Genomic DNA, 16,964 nt, shown 5'->3' on the forward strand with positions numbered 1-16,964 from the left:
TGCACCTCACTTGAGATGCAGCCTGTTTTTTTATCTTTTTTCCTCGTTCTGCTTTCTTGTTGCAAATACAGCGGCGAAAATGACGCATGTTATACTGAAGAGCCATGTTACAATGCCATTATGCATCATAACATTTCCAACATAAATGATGGGAAATAGCAAAATAATCCATAACCACGAGACGAAACCAAATCGCACGGGTCTTCCCTCCATTTCGATATAAACCATTAACATATCCTTATTTTAACATTCCCCTTCCAACCATTACAAGATCGTTTCCGTGTAACCATTTTCTAAACATAAAAAAACGATCGAGATGTTACTCCCGACCGCTCTAGTATTATTTCGTTAGTTCAAGAAACTCTTCCACGTCTTTTAATGCTACATCGACACCTTTAGCCCAAAATTCTGGCTTCGTTACATCTTCATTTAAATGTTTCTGCGCTAATTCTTCTACAGTCATACTTGCCGTATCACGCAGCAACGCAATGTACTTGTCTTCAAACGCTTGTCCTTCTTGCTGTGCAATGGCATAAATGGATGCACTGAACAAAAAGCCAAATGTGTATGGGAAGTTATAAAACGGTACATCCGTAATATAGAAGTGAAGTTTAGACGCCCAGAACTCAGGATGATACACATCAAGCGCATTCACATACGCTTCTTTTTGCGCTTCTTCCATCAATTCATTTAAGCGCTCAACAGGCACAACGCCTTGCTTTCTTTCTTCATAAAAACGAGTTTCAAATAAGAAACGAGAATGAATGTTCATAAAGAAAGCGACCGAACGCTGTACTTTGTCTTCTAATAAAGAAATTTTCTCTTCTTTAGTTTGTGCATTTTTTACAGCCGCATCGGACACAACAAGCTCTGCAAATGTTGATGCTGTTTCTGCTACATTCATTGCATACGTCGTCGCAAAGTATGGCATATCATCCATCACATACGTATGGAAAGCATGTCCAAGTTCATGCGCAAGGGTAGATACGTTGTCTGGCGAACCAGAGAACGTCATGAAAATACGCGTTTCTTTACTTAATGGAAACTCTGTACAAAAGCCACCAGGACGTTTTCCATTACGATCTTCCGCTTCAATCCATTGTTTTTCAAACGCCATTTTAGAGAATTCCGCCATTTTTGGTGAAAACGAGCGGAAGTGATCAACGATAAAATTCGCTGCTTCATCATAGCTCATCTTGCTGCTCGTGCTAGAGATCGGCGCTTCCACATCATGCCAGCTTAATTTGTCAAGACCTAGCAATTTTGCTTTACGATTTAAATAGTCGACGAACAAGCCTTTTTTACTTTCAATCGCTTGCCACATTGCTTTTAACGTTGCATCTGACATTCGATTGATTTCAAGTGGCTCTTTTAAAACAGCATCCCAGTTACGATGCTTATACACGTTCGTACGGAATCCCGCAATGTGATTGAGTGCCTCTGCACAATAATCAGACACCTCTCCCCATGCTTTTGTGTATTGTGCAAACACATGCTCACGTTCTTCGCGATCAGCACTTGTTAGCTTGTTCGCTGCTTGTCCGACAGAAAGTACTTCTTCTTTGCCATCTTCCGTTACAGAAATGCCCATATTTCCAACAACTGTATCATATAACGTAGACCAGCTATGATAACCATCTACGGCTAAATCGTTAATTAACGCTTCTTGCTCATAGGAAAGCTTCTGAGCAGCACTCGTTCTGCGCTCTGTTAATGAAAACGAAATGGCTTCCATCTCTTTTTGTTGAAGCAAGGTTTGCCACTCTGTATCGCTCATGTGCGCTAACTTATTATCAAGGAGCACGGAAATAGAAGCAAATGAAGCATTTAACGCTTCTAGCTTGCTGCGAACATTTAACGCTTGGCGATCGTTCACATCTTGAGCAACGAGGCAACCTACAAAGGAAACGTATTCATTAATACGTGCTCCAGTAACTTGTACTTCTTGAACGATTGCCGCCATACTTGAAGCTTCACCTGTTAACGCATCCACTTTATGATGAAGTTCTTTAATTTCCGTTTCTAATGAAGCGATCGCTTTCATAAATTCTGGTGATTGGCTTCCACCTGAAAAAAACGTTTCCAAGTCCCAGCTTTCACGCAAACCTTGTAATAACATTCAAAATCCCCCTTGAGTATAAAAAATTCGATCTTTTTCCATTATAAAGAAAAGACTGAAAAAAATCGACTATTTAGTTTATTTAACATAAAAAAAAGAACCTCCCTTTTAATGAGAGATTCAATCTGTAATACTTTGAAAGATACTAAATAAGCAAATCAGGATCATAACACCGTACATAATTCCTTCTTCCATTTTCCATTCCTCCTTTTTTATTTAAGCTTCCCTCTACTATATGAACTTAATCATTCAATATGAATCTGCTTTTTCTACTAGAAGGAGCAATGCGTGTGTATGTTCGAAGTACGTTTGGTTGTGAGCTTTAGGGAAGTCCCCCTCTTTGCTACAAATAAAGGATGCCTAAGCTAACCCTTTTTATAACGTAAAAAAAACCGTCAATTCACGAATGAATTGACGGTTTCATAGGTACGACAGCCTTTGTTATGGAATAAGTATTATAGCTAATGATGAAGTCTGTCGACCTGTATAAGAAGAGTAGAAACTGTTCTTATACTAGAGATTTGATTAGGTCAGTTACTAGAGGGATGATTCCACCGATGAACTTAAGGATAGCTAGTGCGATATGCATTTGATTTCCTCCTCTTTATTTTCTGAATTGTTCTAACTGTTTTAGAACTTAAACTTATTATAGTTTTTAAATCGAATAATTGAAATAGTTTTCGACAACTTCACCCAAAAACTCCTATATTTTTTTATATTATGTAACTTTTTGTAATATTAATAGGTCTTTATTCCCTACCGACTTTTTGCTCACCTCTTTGTTTTTTAGTATAAAAAGGACTGGTAAATATGAAAGCGCTTTTTATTGGTAGATTTTTTACAAAAAACTTTTTTTCATTTTTTATGATCCAAATGATTTTTTGGATCGTTAGCTCTTCAAATACAAACAAAAAGGAGAGATTTTCTATGAAAATGAAAAAATCATTTGTTGCCATTCCACTTAGCCTTTCCCTTCTATTACCAACTGCAGGTATGGTTAGCGCTCATGAAGGACATTCCATGAACACGATGCAAAAAGGGCCGGTGACAGTAACCAATCCAGCCATCGATTTACGCGCTTCACTCGATCAACTTTTATCAGAGCATGCCTACTTAGCTGTTATTACGATGCAAAAAGGCGCAGATGGCGGTAAAGACTTCCAACAAGCAGCTGATGCTCTTAATAACAATACAAACGATTTATCAAAAGCGATTGCGTCTGTATATGGAAACGAAGCTGGTCAACAATTCAAATCAATCTGGGGTAGTCATATTGGCTATTTCGTTGACTACGTAAAAGCCACTGGTAAAAAAGATGAAAAAGCGAAACAAAAAGCAAGAAACAATCTGGCAAACTATCGTGTTAAGCAAGCAAAATTTTTAGCTAGCGCTACAAAAAATCGCCTTAAAGCTAGCGACCTTGAGGCTGGCTTGAAAATGCATATCACAGAACTTATGAATGCCTTTGATCATTATGTACAAAAAGACTATACAACCGCCTACAAAAAGACACGCGAAAGCATCAATCACATGTATGGCGTGGGCAAAAACTTAGCATGGGCGATCACGGATCAATTCCCTGCAAAATTTAAACATACAAAACCAAACACAGCCGCTGCCGATCTTCGTGAAGGGTTAAACTACTTATTATCTGAACATGCAGCACTTGCTGTCACTACGATGCAAAAAGGCGCAATGGGAGCAAAAGACTTTACAGCTGCTGCCAACGCCTTATCACAAAACACAAACGACCTTTCTAAAACAATTGCGTCTGTGTATGGTGAAAAAGCTGGTCAACAATTTAAAGAGATTTGGAGCAGCCACATCGGCTATTTCGTTGACTACGTAAAAGCGACAGGCAATAAGGATGAAAAAGCGAAAGCAAAAGCGATGAAAAATTTAGATGCCTATCGTGTTAAACAAGCGAAGTTCTTAGAAACAGCTACGAAAGGCCGCTTGAAAGCAAGCGATCTAGAAGCAGGTTTAAAAGTACATGTCGATGAACTGTTAAAAGCATTTAATTCTTATGTAGATAAAGACTATAACACGACGTATCCAACCGTTCGTGAAGCGTATGCGCACATGTTTGAAGTAGGGAAAGGCTTGTCCGGTGCCATTGCACAACAATTCCCAAACAAATTTAAAGGCATGCCATCTATGCCAAAAACCGGAATGGGTGGTGCGAGCGAAACAGATAACATGGATGTTGTCCTTTGGTCATTCGCTGGCCTAGCTGCCGCTGCAGCGATGGGCGCGATTGTTCTTCGTCGCAAAGGTGATCATAAGGCGTAAGGTAGGACTCCCCTCACTTTTTATAAGTGGGGGGTTTTTTGCTGTCATGACGATTGCTTTTTGTTTTTGCAACAAACACGATCACAGCCTACCACTTGAACATTCTACCATTCGCTCTACTCTATTCCTAACAGCATGGCGTATATTCTTGATACTCTGACTAGGTAAAGGCTCAGAAATGATCCCTCTAAAGTAGTGCACATAACAATCCCCCGTCTTTAGAAGAAACAACGGGAGACTTATTATGTACCATGCCATCACTCATCTTTCATCAAAGAGAAGCGTTTCGATAGTACACGCAACCAATATTCATTTTCCTTTTGCACAGCGAACGTTATATTTCTTGCGACACAATGCCGCTTATTCGGATTTCTCGGATATGATGGTCGTTGATGAAATTTCATCTCTAAAAAACACATCCCTTTTTTCTTGTTGCTTTAGCTTATGCAATGATCGAAAAAAATAACATAAAAAAAGAGAAGTAATCTCATACTTCCCCTCATTACGTGTATTATAAGGCTTGTCTAATCGCATCTCTGTCATTTGCTTTCATTCGGCCAATCGAACGATCCATATTAATCGTTGTAGGCCGTTTATTGGGATTTCTAGGAGGCCGTTTACCATGCTTCGAATCGCTTTGACTATCACCTTGTTTTACGTCTTTTGAAGGCATTGTAGTCGACATTGATCCCACACTCCCTTACACTTTTTTTCAGCATATCATATTCATTGTTCGATTTCCATCTTATGCATGAGGATCAGCTTCACTAGATAAAAATTGATCTTCCTTTGATAACAACCACAAATCCAACGTATACAATAAATTTAACATGAGAGACGCATCTGCTCCTGTTATTTCACTATTCTTTCTAGAACGAACGACAAAAAGGATATTATAATACTCACCAAAGTATGGAAACAATACAGACGAACATTCTTTTTCAAGAATCTCGATATTCTCCCCATCGAGCAACGTTTTAATTGCCTGTTTTTTTCTCATACCAACGCCCTTTGTCGTAAAATCATGATCCTTTAGAATTTCCTCATATGCTCCTTCAATATGGCGTTGGAAGATAACAGGATCAGGAGAAGACGCTACCATATAAGAATAGACATCCAGTTGAAAAGAAGCAGCGAAATTTCGTAAATAGGAAAGCACAAATTCTTCATATTTTTCAGGTGTAAATTGAAATTCTTCTACGTGCCACGTCATATTGCTTTTAGGCATCATTTCATTCACTTTAATGAGTTTTTCACTTAATTCAATAAACGTTCCCCGGTTTTTATTTATGCTTTCTACTAAACTCTCTTGTTTTAGCTCATTCGACATAAACTTTGTAATATCAGGTGTTTGAAAGACAAACAAATCAATGATCACAACACTTATACCAAGAGCAATCAAATACTCTAGTTTAAAGGTAGGATATGCGTTATACGTCCAGAAAAGAAAAAACATTCCTACACTAACACCATAATATATTTTCCGAATGGCGACTCTGTGCTTTAAATAGTAGTGCCTATTCCATATGTACAAACCGATACTACAAGCAATTCCAAGCAAAAGTAAGGAAAAACATAGGATCATTAACCAGCTTACTTCCAAGCGCAACCCCTCCTTTTCCCATTATACTCCATATATTGTCTCACTTCATCCTACTTACCGTCCTATTTATCATAAGAGAATCACAGTTTACACACTAAAAAAACTACTTGAAAGAGTAGGCTCTTCAAGTAGTTCTCATTTTGTTTAATAGGATGGTCGTTCTTTCTGACTTTGTTGCCGAGCACGATAAAATTCATGAAAAAGCTTCATAAGCGCCCTTTTTTCAATACGCGAAACATAGCTTCGGGATATGCCTAACATTTTTGCGATCTCGCGTTGCGTTTTTTCTTTTTTCAAATCTAACCCGAAGCGACCAACGATGACTTCTTTTTCGCGCTCATCTAACACATGGATATAATCATAAATCTTTTTCTTTTGCATTTTTAATTGAATGGCATCGACCACATCTTCCGTTTCCGCCTTCAGTACGTCAATGAGCGTAATTTCATTGCCTTCTTTATCGGTCCCGATTGGATCATGCAGCGACACATCTTTTTTTGTTTTTTTCAATGCGCGCAAATGCATGAGAATTTCATTTTCAATACAGCGCGCGGCATACGTCGCAAGCTTCGTTCCTTTTCCGCGCGAATAGCTTTCAATCGCTTTAATAAGACCAATCGTGCCGATGGATATTAAGTCTTCGTTATCTTCGCCCGTGTTTTCAAACTTTTTACAAATATGCGCCACAAGCCGTAAGTTATGTTCAATTAATTTACTGCGAGCTTCTTGATCTCCTTCTGCCATTGCCTTTAAGTATTCTTGCTCTTCTCCTTCAGAGAGCGGCTGTGGAAACGCATTATTTTTCACATACGAAACAAAGAGCATAATTTCCTTAAAAAAATACGCAGCGATTGCTAATAGTCCTGCCATTTGCACACCTCCCGCGAGTTATCACACTCTTCACTCTATGCGGGCTTAGGCTTGGCAGGTGTCTGTACGATAGATAATCATCGTCGAAAACGTTATAAACTTAAAAACCTCGATGAAAATTGTCATTGTATAAAAAATTTTTTAAAAGTGCAAACTCACTTTAGAGGTGAAAAAAATTGAAAAGAAAATCTATCATAACAGGATTCCTATTAAGCTTATTAATTTTGATGGCTGTAACTAATCCCAGTAAAACAGATTATGAATCGTGGGTTTCAGAAGAGATAACAAAAAAGGAAGGGGCACTAATGAGCTGGCTTTCAAAGCCAGTCATAAATTCAATGACAGAAAAAAATGATTATCTATTTTTTTCAGTTTACAAAACGAAAATCGGTAAAAATGTAATAACAACTTACGGAGCTTTTAATCATTTTCTTTGGTCAAATGAAAAATAATTAAGTAAGAGAAAGGCACCTCAGATAAACTATGAGGTGCCTTTCTAATATCTAAGTTAAACGATTTATTAATTACTCAACTATATAAGCACTTCAACAAAATTTTAGGTATGGGATCATTCTTAATGCTCATAGTGTCTGTTGGTTTGGTTATCTCTTCATACTAAAAATCCCACCATTAATTAGCGGGATTTTCCATAACGAATAAACAAAAACAGTAATAACACTGATATACTAGCGCCAACGTACGCTAACGTCGCATAACTAAAGCCTGCTACGACGAATCCAGATAAAACACCGCCTGCTGCACCAGACAAGGCAACGAATACATCCACATTTCCTTGTGTTTTTGCGCGCGTTGCTCCTGTTGTGGCGTCTATTAACAATGCGGTGCCGCTAATTAAACCAAAATTCCAACCTAAGCCTAATAATACAAGCGCAAGCACCATAAATACCATTGATTCAGGCGGTGCGACGGCCGCCGTAATACCTGCTAAAAGCAGCGTAAACCCAGAGGCAATCGCCATGACAAAACGTCCCCATTTATCTACAAGCATCCCGGTTATAAGTGATGGTAAATACATGGCCCCAACATGAAAGCCAATGACTAAACCAACATCTCCTAAACCGTGACCATGATGTCGCATATGAACGGGTGTCATCGTCATAATCGCAACCATCACGACTTGCGTAAGTACCATAACGGTGGCTCCGATCATCACGCCACGCTTGTTTTCTGTTTGTGGCAATCTCGCAGTATAACCAAGTGCCTTCTGTTCTTGTAGCTCCCATTTACGTGAGAGTAGTAACGGATCCGGTCGCAGCATGATAAAAAGAAGCACCCCTGCCAGCAAATAAGCAGCTGCTGATAAAAGGAAAGGGCCGGCCAATGCTGGAATGCCTAGAGAATTTGCCACTCTCCCCATCACATTGACTAAATTCGGACCCGCAATCGCGCCAAACGTCGTAAATACCATGGCCGTGCTAGCTGCTGTCGCGCGTTGCGAAGTTTCCGCTAAATCCGTTCCCGCATAGCGCGCTTGTAAGTTCGTTGCGGTTCCTGCACCATACAGAAGCAAACTAGCAAACAATAAGACAATGTTACTAAAAAGCGCCGCAGCAATCACACCGATTGCACCAAGTCCACCTAGCATAAAGCCCGTCGTCAACCCGAGGCGACGTCCAACTCTTTGTGAAAGACGACCGACTAAGAAAGCGCCGCCTGCCGAGCCTAGCGTAAATAAGGCCGTTGGAATTCCTGCATAGGCGTCCGTACCGAGCATTTGTTGGGCAAGTAGAGCTCCAACGGTAATGCCTGCCGCTAAGCCTGCCCCACCAAACATTTGTGACAAACTAACGACGACTAGCGTTCGTTTGTAGAGCGCTTTTTTCTGTGATACAAGCATCTCTTGCTGTCTTTCAACAGGTTTACTTAACATAATGATTTCTCTCGTGTTCTCTGCATCCGTACCCTCCGTTGTCCTTACTGTCATCACTATTCATTTTATGTTTAAATCATTGTTTCATCAATCTTATTCTAAAATACGTTAACCCACAAAAATATCCCGAATGATAGCTAGCCTCAAAGCAGTGTATCATTCGGGATTCTCTTTAGTTGCCGGTTTCCTTAAACCTAAGGATGCGCTCTCTTATTTCATCGCGAACGCGCTGGAAAAATTGCCACTTCTCCGCTTCTGTTCCTTGTGCTTTCGCAGGATCATCAAAGCCCCAATGATCACGTTTTACGTGGGACGGTGTCGTCGGGCACCGATCGGCAGCATCACCACATAGCGTTACGACTAAATCGGCCTGATGTAAAATGGTAGCATCGATTCGATCTGAAGTTTGCTTTGAAATGTCAATGCCAACTTCCTTCATCGCTTTGACCGCATTTGGATTTAAACCGTGTGCTTCAATGCCAGCACTTTTCACGTCCCATTCTTCGCTTAATAGCTGTCTAGCAAACCCTTCTGCCATTTGGCTGCGACAGGAATTGCCTGTGCATAAAAAATAGATGATTTTTTTCAAAAGAAAAACTCCTTACTGTATAATTTTCAACCAGAGATACAACCCGGTTAACGTAATAAATAACGTCGGTACCGTCAGTAGGACCCCTACTTTAAAATAGTAGCCCCATGAAATTTTGACGCCTTTTGTGCTAAGAACGTGTAGCCATAGTAGCGTCGCTAACGAACCGATTGGCGTCAGCTTTGGCCCTAAGTCCGAACCAATTACGTTCGCATAAATTAACGCTTCCTTCATCGTTGCTGTCGTTTGCACGTCAGAAATGGCTAACGCATCGATCATGACGGTCGGCATGTTGTTCATAACAGATGAAATAATAGCCGCAATAAAGCCCATGCCAATGGTACCAACGAACATACCGTGGTGCGTCATCGAGGCAATAACGTCCGCTAACACCCGGGTTAAGCCGACATTTTTTAGGCCATAAACGACAACGTACATTCCAATTGAAAAGAAGACAATCGCCCACGGTGCACCTTTAAGAACGGCTTTCGTTTGAATGACTTTGCTTGATTTTGCTGCTAATAAGAATATAATTGCCATGATCCCGGCAATAAAGGAAACTGGAACTGAAAGTAATTCGCCAACAAAATAACCGCCGAGCAATACGACTAAAACAACCCAAGAAAATTTAAACATCTTTTGATCTTTAATCGCACTAGCAGGCTTCTTTAGATCGTTGCTATTAAATGATTTAGGGATGCTGCGACGAAAATAAACATAGAGCACGAGAATACTCGCCAATAAACTAAACAGGTTCGGTACAATCATGCGACTAACATACGTTGAAAAATGAATACCAAAGTAGTCAGCTGAAACAATATTTACGAGGTTACTAACAACAAGCGGCAGTGATGTTGTATCAGCAATAAAGCCACTTGCCATAATAAACGGTAAAATCATCGCCTCTTTCATCTTTAAATTACGCACCATCGCGAGTACGATCGGTGTTAAAATTAATGCGGCACCATCATTGGCAAACAAGGCGGCAACAACCGCACCAAGAATGGTGATTAACAAAAACATTTTAACGCCACTTTCTTTAGCATACCGCGCCATATGAAGCGCTGCCCACTCAAAAAAGCCAATCTCGTCTAAAATAAGCGAGATAATAATGATCGCTACAAATGTGAGTGTTGCATTCCACACAATTCCCGTTACATCTACAACATCTTGAATGGAAACGACTTGAAACAACAGCGCTAAGATTGCGCCTCCACACGCACTCCATCCGATGTTAAGACCTTTTGGCTGCCAAATAACAAACGTTAATGTTACTAAAAAAATAACAACAGCAATGATACTCATATACATCCCCCCTAATTTTCACAACACGAATCTTGTTGCAGGTTACTCATTCCCTCTCGTTGACTTGGAAGATGGTTCACTAATTGTTGTACAAACGCATAGTAAGGGTAATCTGTATTCATTGAATAATAAATCCATTGCCCACTTCTACGTTCCTTTACAATTCCATGATCTTTTAATTTTCTTAAATGCTGACTCACTGCCGGCTGGCTCATATCAAAAATAGCAACAAACTCACAGACACAGCATTCTTGTTCGAACACACTTTTCACAATCGCAAGGCGTGTTTTGTCTCCTAGCACTTTTAAAATAGCAGCTGCTGTCGTTAGCTCAATAGTCAGTTTAATCCCCCCTTTCCCATCTTACATCATTTTATAAGTATATGCTTATATATGCAACTATGTGCTAATCACCAAAAAGCCCAAATGATCTAGAGCCTATCATTTGGGCTGTTCCTACCTTATTTTAATTTTTCAACATCCGACAGCACAGCGTCAAGCTGCTCTGCTGCTTTTGTTAACGTCTTAACGTCTAGCGGTGCAGATTTCGCACCTGCTTCAATTGTATGAAGCGGCGTTTCTACTTTCTCATACAGCGCAGCATCTTTGTCTTTTACGCCATCTTCAAAAGACTCCCAAGACTTTTCTAACTGTTCGCCCGCTTCTTTTACTTCATCCGTTTTCTTCGCTTTTAATTGCTCTTTAAGATCTTTTAGCGTTTGTTTCATCTCTTTTGCTCCTTGCATAGAAGCAGATGTCGTCTCTTTCTTTTCTTTCGCATCATCTTGTTTCGTTCCACAAGCAGATAGTGTTAAAGAAGCGGCGATCACGATTGGTACGATGAATTTTTTAGTTTGAATTGACATGTTTGAAATCCCCCTGAATGCGATTGTTTTGTTTATGTTTTAAAACTTTATCTTTTCGTTTATTGAGCACAATTGCCACGACAGCAACACAGAATAGAAGACCTTGTGAAATCATTCCCTCTACAGTCGGATAAAAAGCCAAAAAGTCAATGGTCGGCAGTCCTGTCACTTCTGTTGCTGGCAGTAAGCCCGCAAGTTGCAGTCCATGAATACCCATGCCGGCAAATTTAAAGCACAAGTAAAACATGAGAATGCTTGATCCTAAGAAAAAGGGACGCATCGGGATTTTTACCCCTACTTTTAAAATACCGTACGATACGATGATGAGTACACCAACACCAATCCCAATGCCTAGTAATAAGGATGACAGCTTGATGGCATTTGCCATGCCGATGAAAAACAGCACCGTCTCTGTTCCTTCACGAAAAACAGCTAAAAACGCAAGAGCGGCTAAAGAAAATAAACTGCCCGTATGAAGCGCTTTCGTACTTTTATCGTGAATGTAGCGATTCCATTCGGCAATGCTTGACTTACTGTGCAGCCAATAGCTCATGTATAGTAGCATTACCGCAGCAAATACCCCTGTCCAACCAGCAATTAAGAAATTATTACTGCCAAATGTTCCTGCTGAGAACAGCACATTGACAAGAATACCAAGCAGGATACTAACACCAATTCCTACAGAGACGCCCATCCAAATCCAGCGTTTCTTTCGTTCATGACCTGCCTTTTTCAAAAAGCCCATTAAAGCTACGATTACAAGTAGCGCTTCTAAGCCTTCGCGCAAAATAATTGTCGTCGCATCGAGCATGTTATAGCTCGTTTTTAAGGCTAGCGGTGCCAAGTAATCTCGCATACCTTGAATGGTTTTCTTTGCTTCTTCTATTTTAGTAGAAGAAAGCTGTGCGTAGGAGGTGACCATATCACGCTCCGCATCGCCATACACTTTGGCCGATTGCGTTAATACGGCTCCTTCCGCTACTAGCCACGACTTTCTAAATTGTTCAATGTCTGCTTTTGCACCCGCAATATTACCCGCATCAATCTTTTTTAATGACGCTTCTAATAACGTCACAAGACCAGCGATATCGCTTTCATTTGCCGTTGTAGCGGGCCCTTTTTGAGCGGTTACAGGATATTTCCCTTTAATAAAAGCTTCATTCGTTTTTCGTAATTGCTGTAAGCCCGCCATGACGTTTTTCTTTTTAACAGGCGATTGTGCAAGCGCAAACTGCACCTGACCCATCGCGTCTTCAATTTCTCGATACGCGGTCGTTGATTGTTCCTTTATACCAGCTTCAATGGACAACCACGTCGTTGAGAACCGTTGAAAGGCATCGCTCGTTTTATCTATTTTTCCTTGCTGAGACGCTTGCAACGCTTCCGTAACGAACTTATTTGCCGCGATCATATCGTCAGTGGCACTTCCCTTTGCGAAGCTATGTATCGGCACCATCCATACTGAAAGCAGCAGAATTGCCAGCAAAATTTGCACTTTATATTTCACTCATTCTCCCCCTCAATCCAAAAGAAGCTAACATCTACGAGGAGAATGATAATCATTATCACTACCTCTTTGCAAAGTATAATATGAATGAGAAGCGTTGTCAATTAGATTTTGTAAAGGGTAGCTTTCCCTATTTTATAGGATATTCGTACGCTTTTATTAGGGAAAAAGTCTCATAAACTAGAAATATCGTACTTTATGTAAGCTAGATTCGACTATGTTATACCGTTGCACTTGAAAATCCAGCCACGCAAACGCTGGTTGAATTGACACCTTGATCATGGGCACGTTCAGAGGAACCATTTCAAACATTTTTAAAGGCGGATTTAGCTAAAATAACCGTCGATTTGGAACCTTTAATCGGTACGAAATAGTCTAAAGAAGGCAGTCCCTATAGATTGGGACTGCCTTCTTAGCTTCTTTACAACCAAACCTCATTCAGAATTAACAATAATATTCTATTATTATATTGAACGATCGGCACCTTCTTTGTTAACACTATTCTTATTTCTTAGTTCAATACCCTCATCCCAAAACCGTTGTTCTAAATGACTTAGTATACAACCTAGTCTTTTTAGAAATGTTCCAAATCATTAAAAAAGACCGATTAAGCTATACTATCATTTCGAAACATAGTATTAAGAATATTCATTCAATAATGTATCTTTTTTAAAAATACGCCTACATCAAGCAATCATAAGATATAGGGGAACTTTTTAACTACATAGAAATAGGGATTTTTAACTAAAAAATTATTGCAATATGTGTAAAAGCAGTATAAAATAACTGTAAATACATAAAAAGGAAGTGTTTGTCATCAAGAAATACAGTGCCATTATACTAGCTTGTAGTTTAGCAGTTGGTTTAACAAGTAGTATTCAAGCGGAAGCAAAACCAACAACCGTAAAGATTAAAAGGTTCAAAAATTGTACAGCTTTAAATAGAGTCTACAAAGGCGGCGTCGCTAGAAGTGCTCACGTGAGAAATAAGGGCGGAAAAACGCATTACAAGCCGTTTGTTTCAAAAGCATTGTATGATGCGAACCGACGTAGCGATCGCGACAAAGATTATATCGCTTGTGAACGGTAAAGAAAACAACCTATCATGCTTAAATGATAGGTTGTTTTTCTGACGATTGATCAAGAAAAAAAGGAGATACAGATGAAGCATTCATTATCATTTCTAATACTAATAGTAAGCATCATCCTCATCTTGCCCATTACCGCTGCTGCCCACCCTGGAGCAAAGGACGAGCTTGGAGGACACTTTCGTCGTGCAGACTGCACGTATATCTTGCATGAACCAACAGCGTTAGCAAAAAGTGCCACATCCATTGCTGCACTCATAACACTTATAAAAGAAAATAATACGAACGCGCGCTGTGTTAATCAATTAAGTGAGGCACATCTTGATTTAGAGGGCTATACACCTTCTTCATCGGATTCAGCACCCGAAAAAAGTGAACCGTCTTCACTACCTCCATCAAAAAAGGATCCTTCCTCGCTTGTAATGGGGAAAAAGTATAGTGCAACTTTACAAAAATGTGTGGATGGTGATACGGCTACTTTTTTAATTCATGGTGAAAAATATCGCACACGCTTTCTTTATATCGATACGCCTGAATCGACCATTCGTCACGAAAAATTCGGAAAAGAAGCGTCTGACTTTACGTGTACGTTCTTAAAAAAAGGCGCCATAACAATTCAACCGGATGGCGGAAAGCTTTTTGATCATTATGGACGATTGCTTGCCTGGGTGTGGGTAGGAGATCAACTGCATCAAGAAGCTATAACCAAAGCCGGATTGGTAAAAAAGTTTTACGACTATGGCACATATCAATACGAAAGCATCGTGAAAGACGCGATGGTCTATGCTAAACAAAAGCATGTGGGTATGTATGCAACGCAGGCACAAGCTTCAACTTCTGATGAGGTAACACATGACACTTCCCCACCAACCTCACATCGTACACAAGAAACGAAGAAGGATGAAGCTACCGTAAAACAATCGGCTGCCACTCCTCATCAACAAGCAAAGCGTGAAGAAGTAAAACCAATCAGCACTGCTCTTTATCTTTTTATGATTTTATTCGTGCTATTGTTGTTCCTAACACCGGCCATTTTTAGAAAATGGGCTATTCCGCCTTTACTTCTCCATCGTCTCGTGAGTAGAAGATTTCTCTGGAATGTTTTGCTGTTCATTGTCTATCTCATGTTATCCGTCATTACCATTCCACTTCTTGTCGTAGAATGGATTCGCTTTGTGATCCTGCTACGTAAACGTAAACATGTAAATAACTATAATCCATACTTATAACCTAGCATCCTCATAAAAAAAACGATTCCGCACAATGGCGAAATCGTTTTTTTATGAGGTATTATCCATTCATACTTGATTGATTTAATGTGGAACGACGGCGAGAATAACCGAAATAAACGACTAAGCCAACCGCCAACCAAATCAAGAAAGAAAGCCATGTAATACCTGCAAGTTGTGTCATTAGAAATACACAGAAAGCAATGGCAAGTACCGGAATGACTGGCACACCTGGACAACGAAATGGACGTTGTAGGTCCGGTTGCGTTTTTCGTAGGATGAGAACAGCAACAGAGATGAGCGTAAACGCAAAGAGTGTACCGATATTAATAAGCTCTGCTAGTTTATTTAACGGAACAAGTCCTCCAACCGTCGCAGATATAATACCAACTAACCACGTAGAACCAAATGGTGTTTTAAATTTAGGATGAACATTAGAAAACATTTTCGGTAATAGACCGTCACGACTCATCGCGAAGAATATACGGCTTTGTCCATAAGACATAACGAGCAATACCGTTGTCATCCCGAGAATGGCACCAAGATCAATAAAGCCTGCTACCCAGTCTTGACCCGCATATTGTAGCGCTAAGGAAACAGGATGATCTACTCCTTTGAAATTGGCAAATGGAACGATTCCAGTCATAATGCACGTAACGATAATATAAAGCACTGTACAAACAGCAAGTGAAGCAATAATGCCGCGTGGTAAATCTTTTGCTGGATTCTTTACTTCTTCAGCAGCTGACGTTACAGCATCAAACCCGATATAAGCAAAAAACACGAGTGCCGCTGCTTGGAAAACGCCGCTAAAGCCAAATGGCGTAAACGGATGCCAGTTCTCAGGCTTCACGTAACCAACACCAACAAAAATGAACAGTAATACGACCGCTAACTTTATAATAACCATCACGTTATTTACGCGTGTTGATTCTTTCACACCACGAGAGAGAAGCAACGTTACTAATAATAAAATAACGAAGGCTGGCAAGTTAAAATAGGTTGTTGCCCCTTCTACTGTCCCTGGTGCAGCTGTTAGTGCTTTTGGTAAATGAATGCCAAATCCACCTAATAACGACTGAAAATAGCCGCTCCAACCGGCCGATACAGCGGAGGTCGTCAGTGCATATTCAAGGATGAGATCCCAGCCTATAATCCAAGCGATGAACTCTCCCATCGTTGCATAGCTATATGTATACACCGATCCTGATACAGGAACAAGTGCCGCAAACTCCGCATAAGCTAATGCGGCAAATCCACATGCTAAAGCTGCAATTACAAAGGATAGTATTAACCCTGGCCCCGCCGTTACAGCCCCCGTGCCCGTTAATACGAAAATCCCTGTACCGATTATGGCACCAATTCCGAGCATCGTTAAATCCCATGCTCCTAACTCTTTCTTTAGCGTCTCTCCCCTTTTACTCGTTGCAATTAACTGATCAATACTCTTTGTGCGAAAAAGGCTCATGAAGTGCTCTCATCCTTCCTGCGTATAAGATTCTCTGTTACTAAGCAAATTTTATCATACTATGTAGAATTTTCGCAATACTCTAAATAATTTACTACCTTTTGTCGGAAAGTAACTAGGAATAATGTCCTATGATGTC

General features: G+C 40.1%; 15 protein-coding genes. 4 read left to right on the forward strand and 11 right to left on the reverse strand.

Annotated elements, in window-relative coordinates:
• Nucleotides 1-340: 340 nt before the first annotated feature.
• The gene (locus tag A374_RS10940) at nucleotides 341-2,119 is read right to left on the reverse strand and encodes a M3 family oligoendopeptidase (protein WP_007202270.1); all 1,779 of its coding nucleotides are present in this window, start codon (nucleotides 2,117-2,119) and stop codon (nucleotides 341-343) included.
• Between the two features lie 927 nt (nucleotides 2,120-3,046).
• Between A374_RS10940 and A374_RS10950 the strand changes: the two genes are divergently transcribed.
• Nucleotides 3,047-4,411, forward strand: a complete 1,365-nt coding sequence (locus A374_RS10950) for a hypothetical protein (RefSeq protein WP_007202272.1) — start codon at nucleotides 3,047-3,049, stop codon at nucleotides 4,409-4,411.
• A gap of 511 nt (nucleotides 4,412-4,922) precedes the next feature.
• Here the strand turns inward: A374_RS10950 and A374_RS20630 are convergent.
• The 3 genes from A374_RS20630 to sigK form a co-directional block, all read right to left on the reverse strand.
• On the reverse strand, nucleotides 4,923-5,096 hold the full coding sequence (locus tag A374_RS20630) for a hypothetical protein (protein ID WP_156793206.1): 174 nt from the start codon (nucleotides 5,094-5,096) through the stop codon (nucleotides 4,923-4,925).
• A gap of 60 nt (nucleotides 5,097-5,156) precedes the next feature.
• On the reverse strand, nucleotides 5,157-6,014 hold the full coding sequence (locus A374_RS10955; protein WP_007202273.1) for a type II toxin-antitoxin system SpoIISA family toxin: 858 nt from the start codon (nucleotides 6,012-6,014) through the stop codon (nucleotides 5,157-5,159).
• A gap of 144 nt (nucleotides 6,015-6,158) precedes the next feature.
• Nucleotides 6,159-6,884, reverse strand: a complete 726-nt coding sequence (sigK, locus tag A374_RS10960) for an RNA polymerase sporulation sigma factor SigK (RefSeq protein WP_007202274.1) — start codon at nucleotides 6,882-6,884, stop codon at nucleotides 6,159-6,161.
• A 176-nt stretch (nucleotides 6,885-7,060) separates the two neighbouring features.
• On the opposite strand from sigK, the gene A374_RS10965 reads away from it, so the two are divergent.
• Entirely contained in the window at nucleotides 7,061-7,336 is a 276-nt protein-coding gene (locus tag A374_RS10965; RefSeq protein WP_007202275.1) for a DUF4359 domain-containing protein, read from the forward strand.
• Nucleotides 7,337-7,518: 182 nt separating this feature from the next.
• Here A374_RS10965 and A374_RS10970 read toward each other — a convergent pair whose 3' ends face one another.
• The 6 genes from A374_RS10970 to A374_RS10995 form a co-directional block, all read right to left on the reverse strand.
• On the reverse strand, nucleotides 7,519-8,775 hold the full coding sequence (locus tag A374_RS10970; RefSeq protein ID WP_007202276.1) for an MFS transporter: 1,257 nt from the start codon (nucleotides 8,773-8,775) through the stop codon (nucleotides 7,519-7,521).
• 172 nt (nucleotides 8,776-8,947) lie between these two features.
• Nucleotides 8,948-9,364 (reverse strand): arsenate reductase (thioredoxin), encoded by a 417-nt coding sequence (gene arsC / locus A374_RS10975; RefSeq protein ID WP_007202277.1) that lies wholly within the window; start codon nucleotides 9,362-9,364, stop codon nucleotides 8,948-8,950.
• Nucleotides 9,365-9,376: 12 nt separating this feature from the next.
• Nucleotides 9,377-10,675 (reverse strand): arsenic transporter, encoded by a 1,299-nt coding sequence (locus A374_RS10980; protein WP_040340530.1) that lies wholly within the window; start codon nucleotides 10,673-10,675, stop codon nucleotides 9,377-9,379.
• Between the two features lie 5 nt (nucleotides 10,676-10,680).
• Nucleotides 10,681-11,004: an ArsR/SmtB family transcription factor gene (locus tag A374_RS10985; protein WP_420794947.1), complete on the reverse strand. Its 324-nt coding sequence runs from the start codon at nucleotides 11,002-11,004 to the stop codon at nucleotides 10,681-10,683.
• A 125-nt stretch (nucleotides 11,005-11,129) separates the two neighbouring features.
• Nucleotides 11,130-11,534, reverse strand: coding sequence for a hypothetical protein (locus tag A374_RS10990; protein WP_007202280.1), 405 nt, complete (start codon nucleotides 11,532-11,534; stop codon nucleotides 11,130-11,132).
• Complete coding sequence (locus A374_RS10995; protein ID WP_007202281.1) at nucleotides 11,518-13,041, reverse strand: FTR1 family iron permease; 1,524 nt, start codon at nucleotides 13,039-13,041, stop codon at nucleotides 11,518-11,520. The genes A374_RS10990 and A374_RS10995 overlap by 17 nt, the downstream gene beginning before the upstream one ends.
• Nucleotides 13,042-13,917: 876 nt before the next feature.
• Between A374_RS10995 and A374_RS20040 the strand changes: the two genes are divergently transcribed.
• Together A374_RS20040 and A374_RS19550 are read left to right on the forward strand one after the other, a co-directional pair.
• The gene (locus A374_RS20040) at nucleotides 13,918-14,130 is read left to right on the forward strand and encodes an excalibur calcium-binding domain-containing protein (protein ID WP_420794948.1); all 213 of its coding nucleotides are present in this window, start codon (nucleotides 13,918-13,920) and stop codon (nucleotides 14,128-14,130) included.
• 72 nt (nucleotides 14,131-14,202) lie between these two features.
• Nucleotides 14,203-15,357 carry a thermonuclease family protein gene (locus A374_RS19550; RefSeq protein ID WP_007202283.1) on the forward strand — a complete coding sequence of 385 codons (1,155 nt, stop codon included), beginning with the start codon at nucleotides 14,203-14,205 and terminating at the stop codon, nucleotides 15,355-15,357.
• Nucleotides 15,358-15,418: 61 nt separating this feature from the next.
• Here A374_RS19550 and bcaP read toward each other — a convergent pair whose 3' ends face one another.
• On the reverse strand, nucleotides 15,419-16,825 hold the full coding sequence (bcaP, locus tag A374_RS11005; protein WP_007202284.1) for a branched-chain amino acid transporter BcaP: 1,407 nt from the start codon (nucleotides 16,823-16,825) through the stop codon (nucleotides 15,419-15,421).
• Nucleotides 16,826-16,964: the final 139 nt, after the last annotated feature.

The organism is Fictibacillus macauensis ZFHKF-1, assembly GCF_000269865.1.
Classification (GTDB): Bacteria; Bacillota; Bacilli; order Bacillales; family Fictibacillaceae; genus Fictibacillus_C; species Fictibacillus_C macauensis.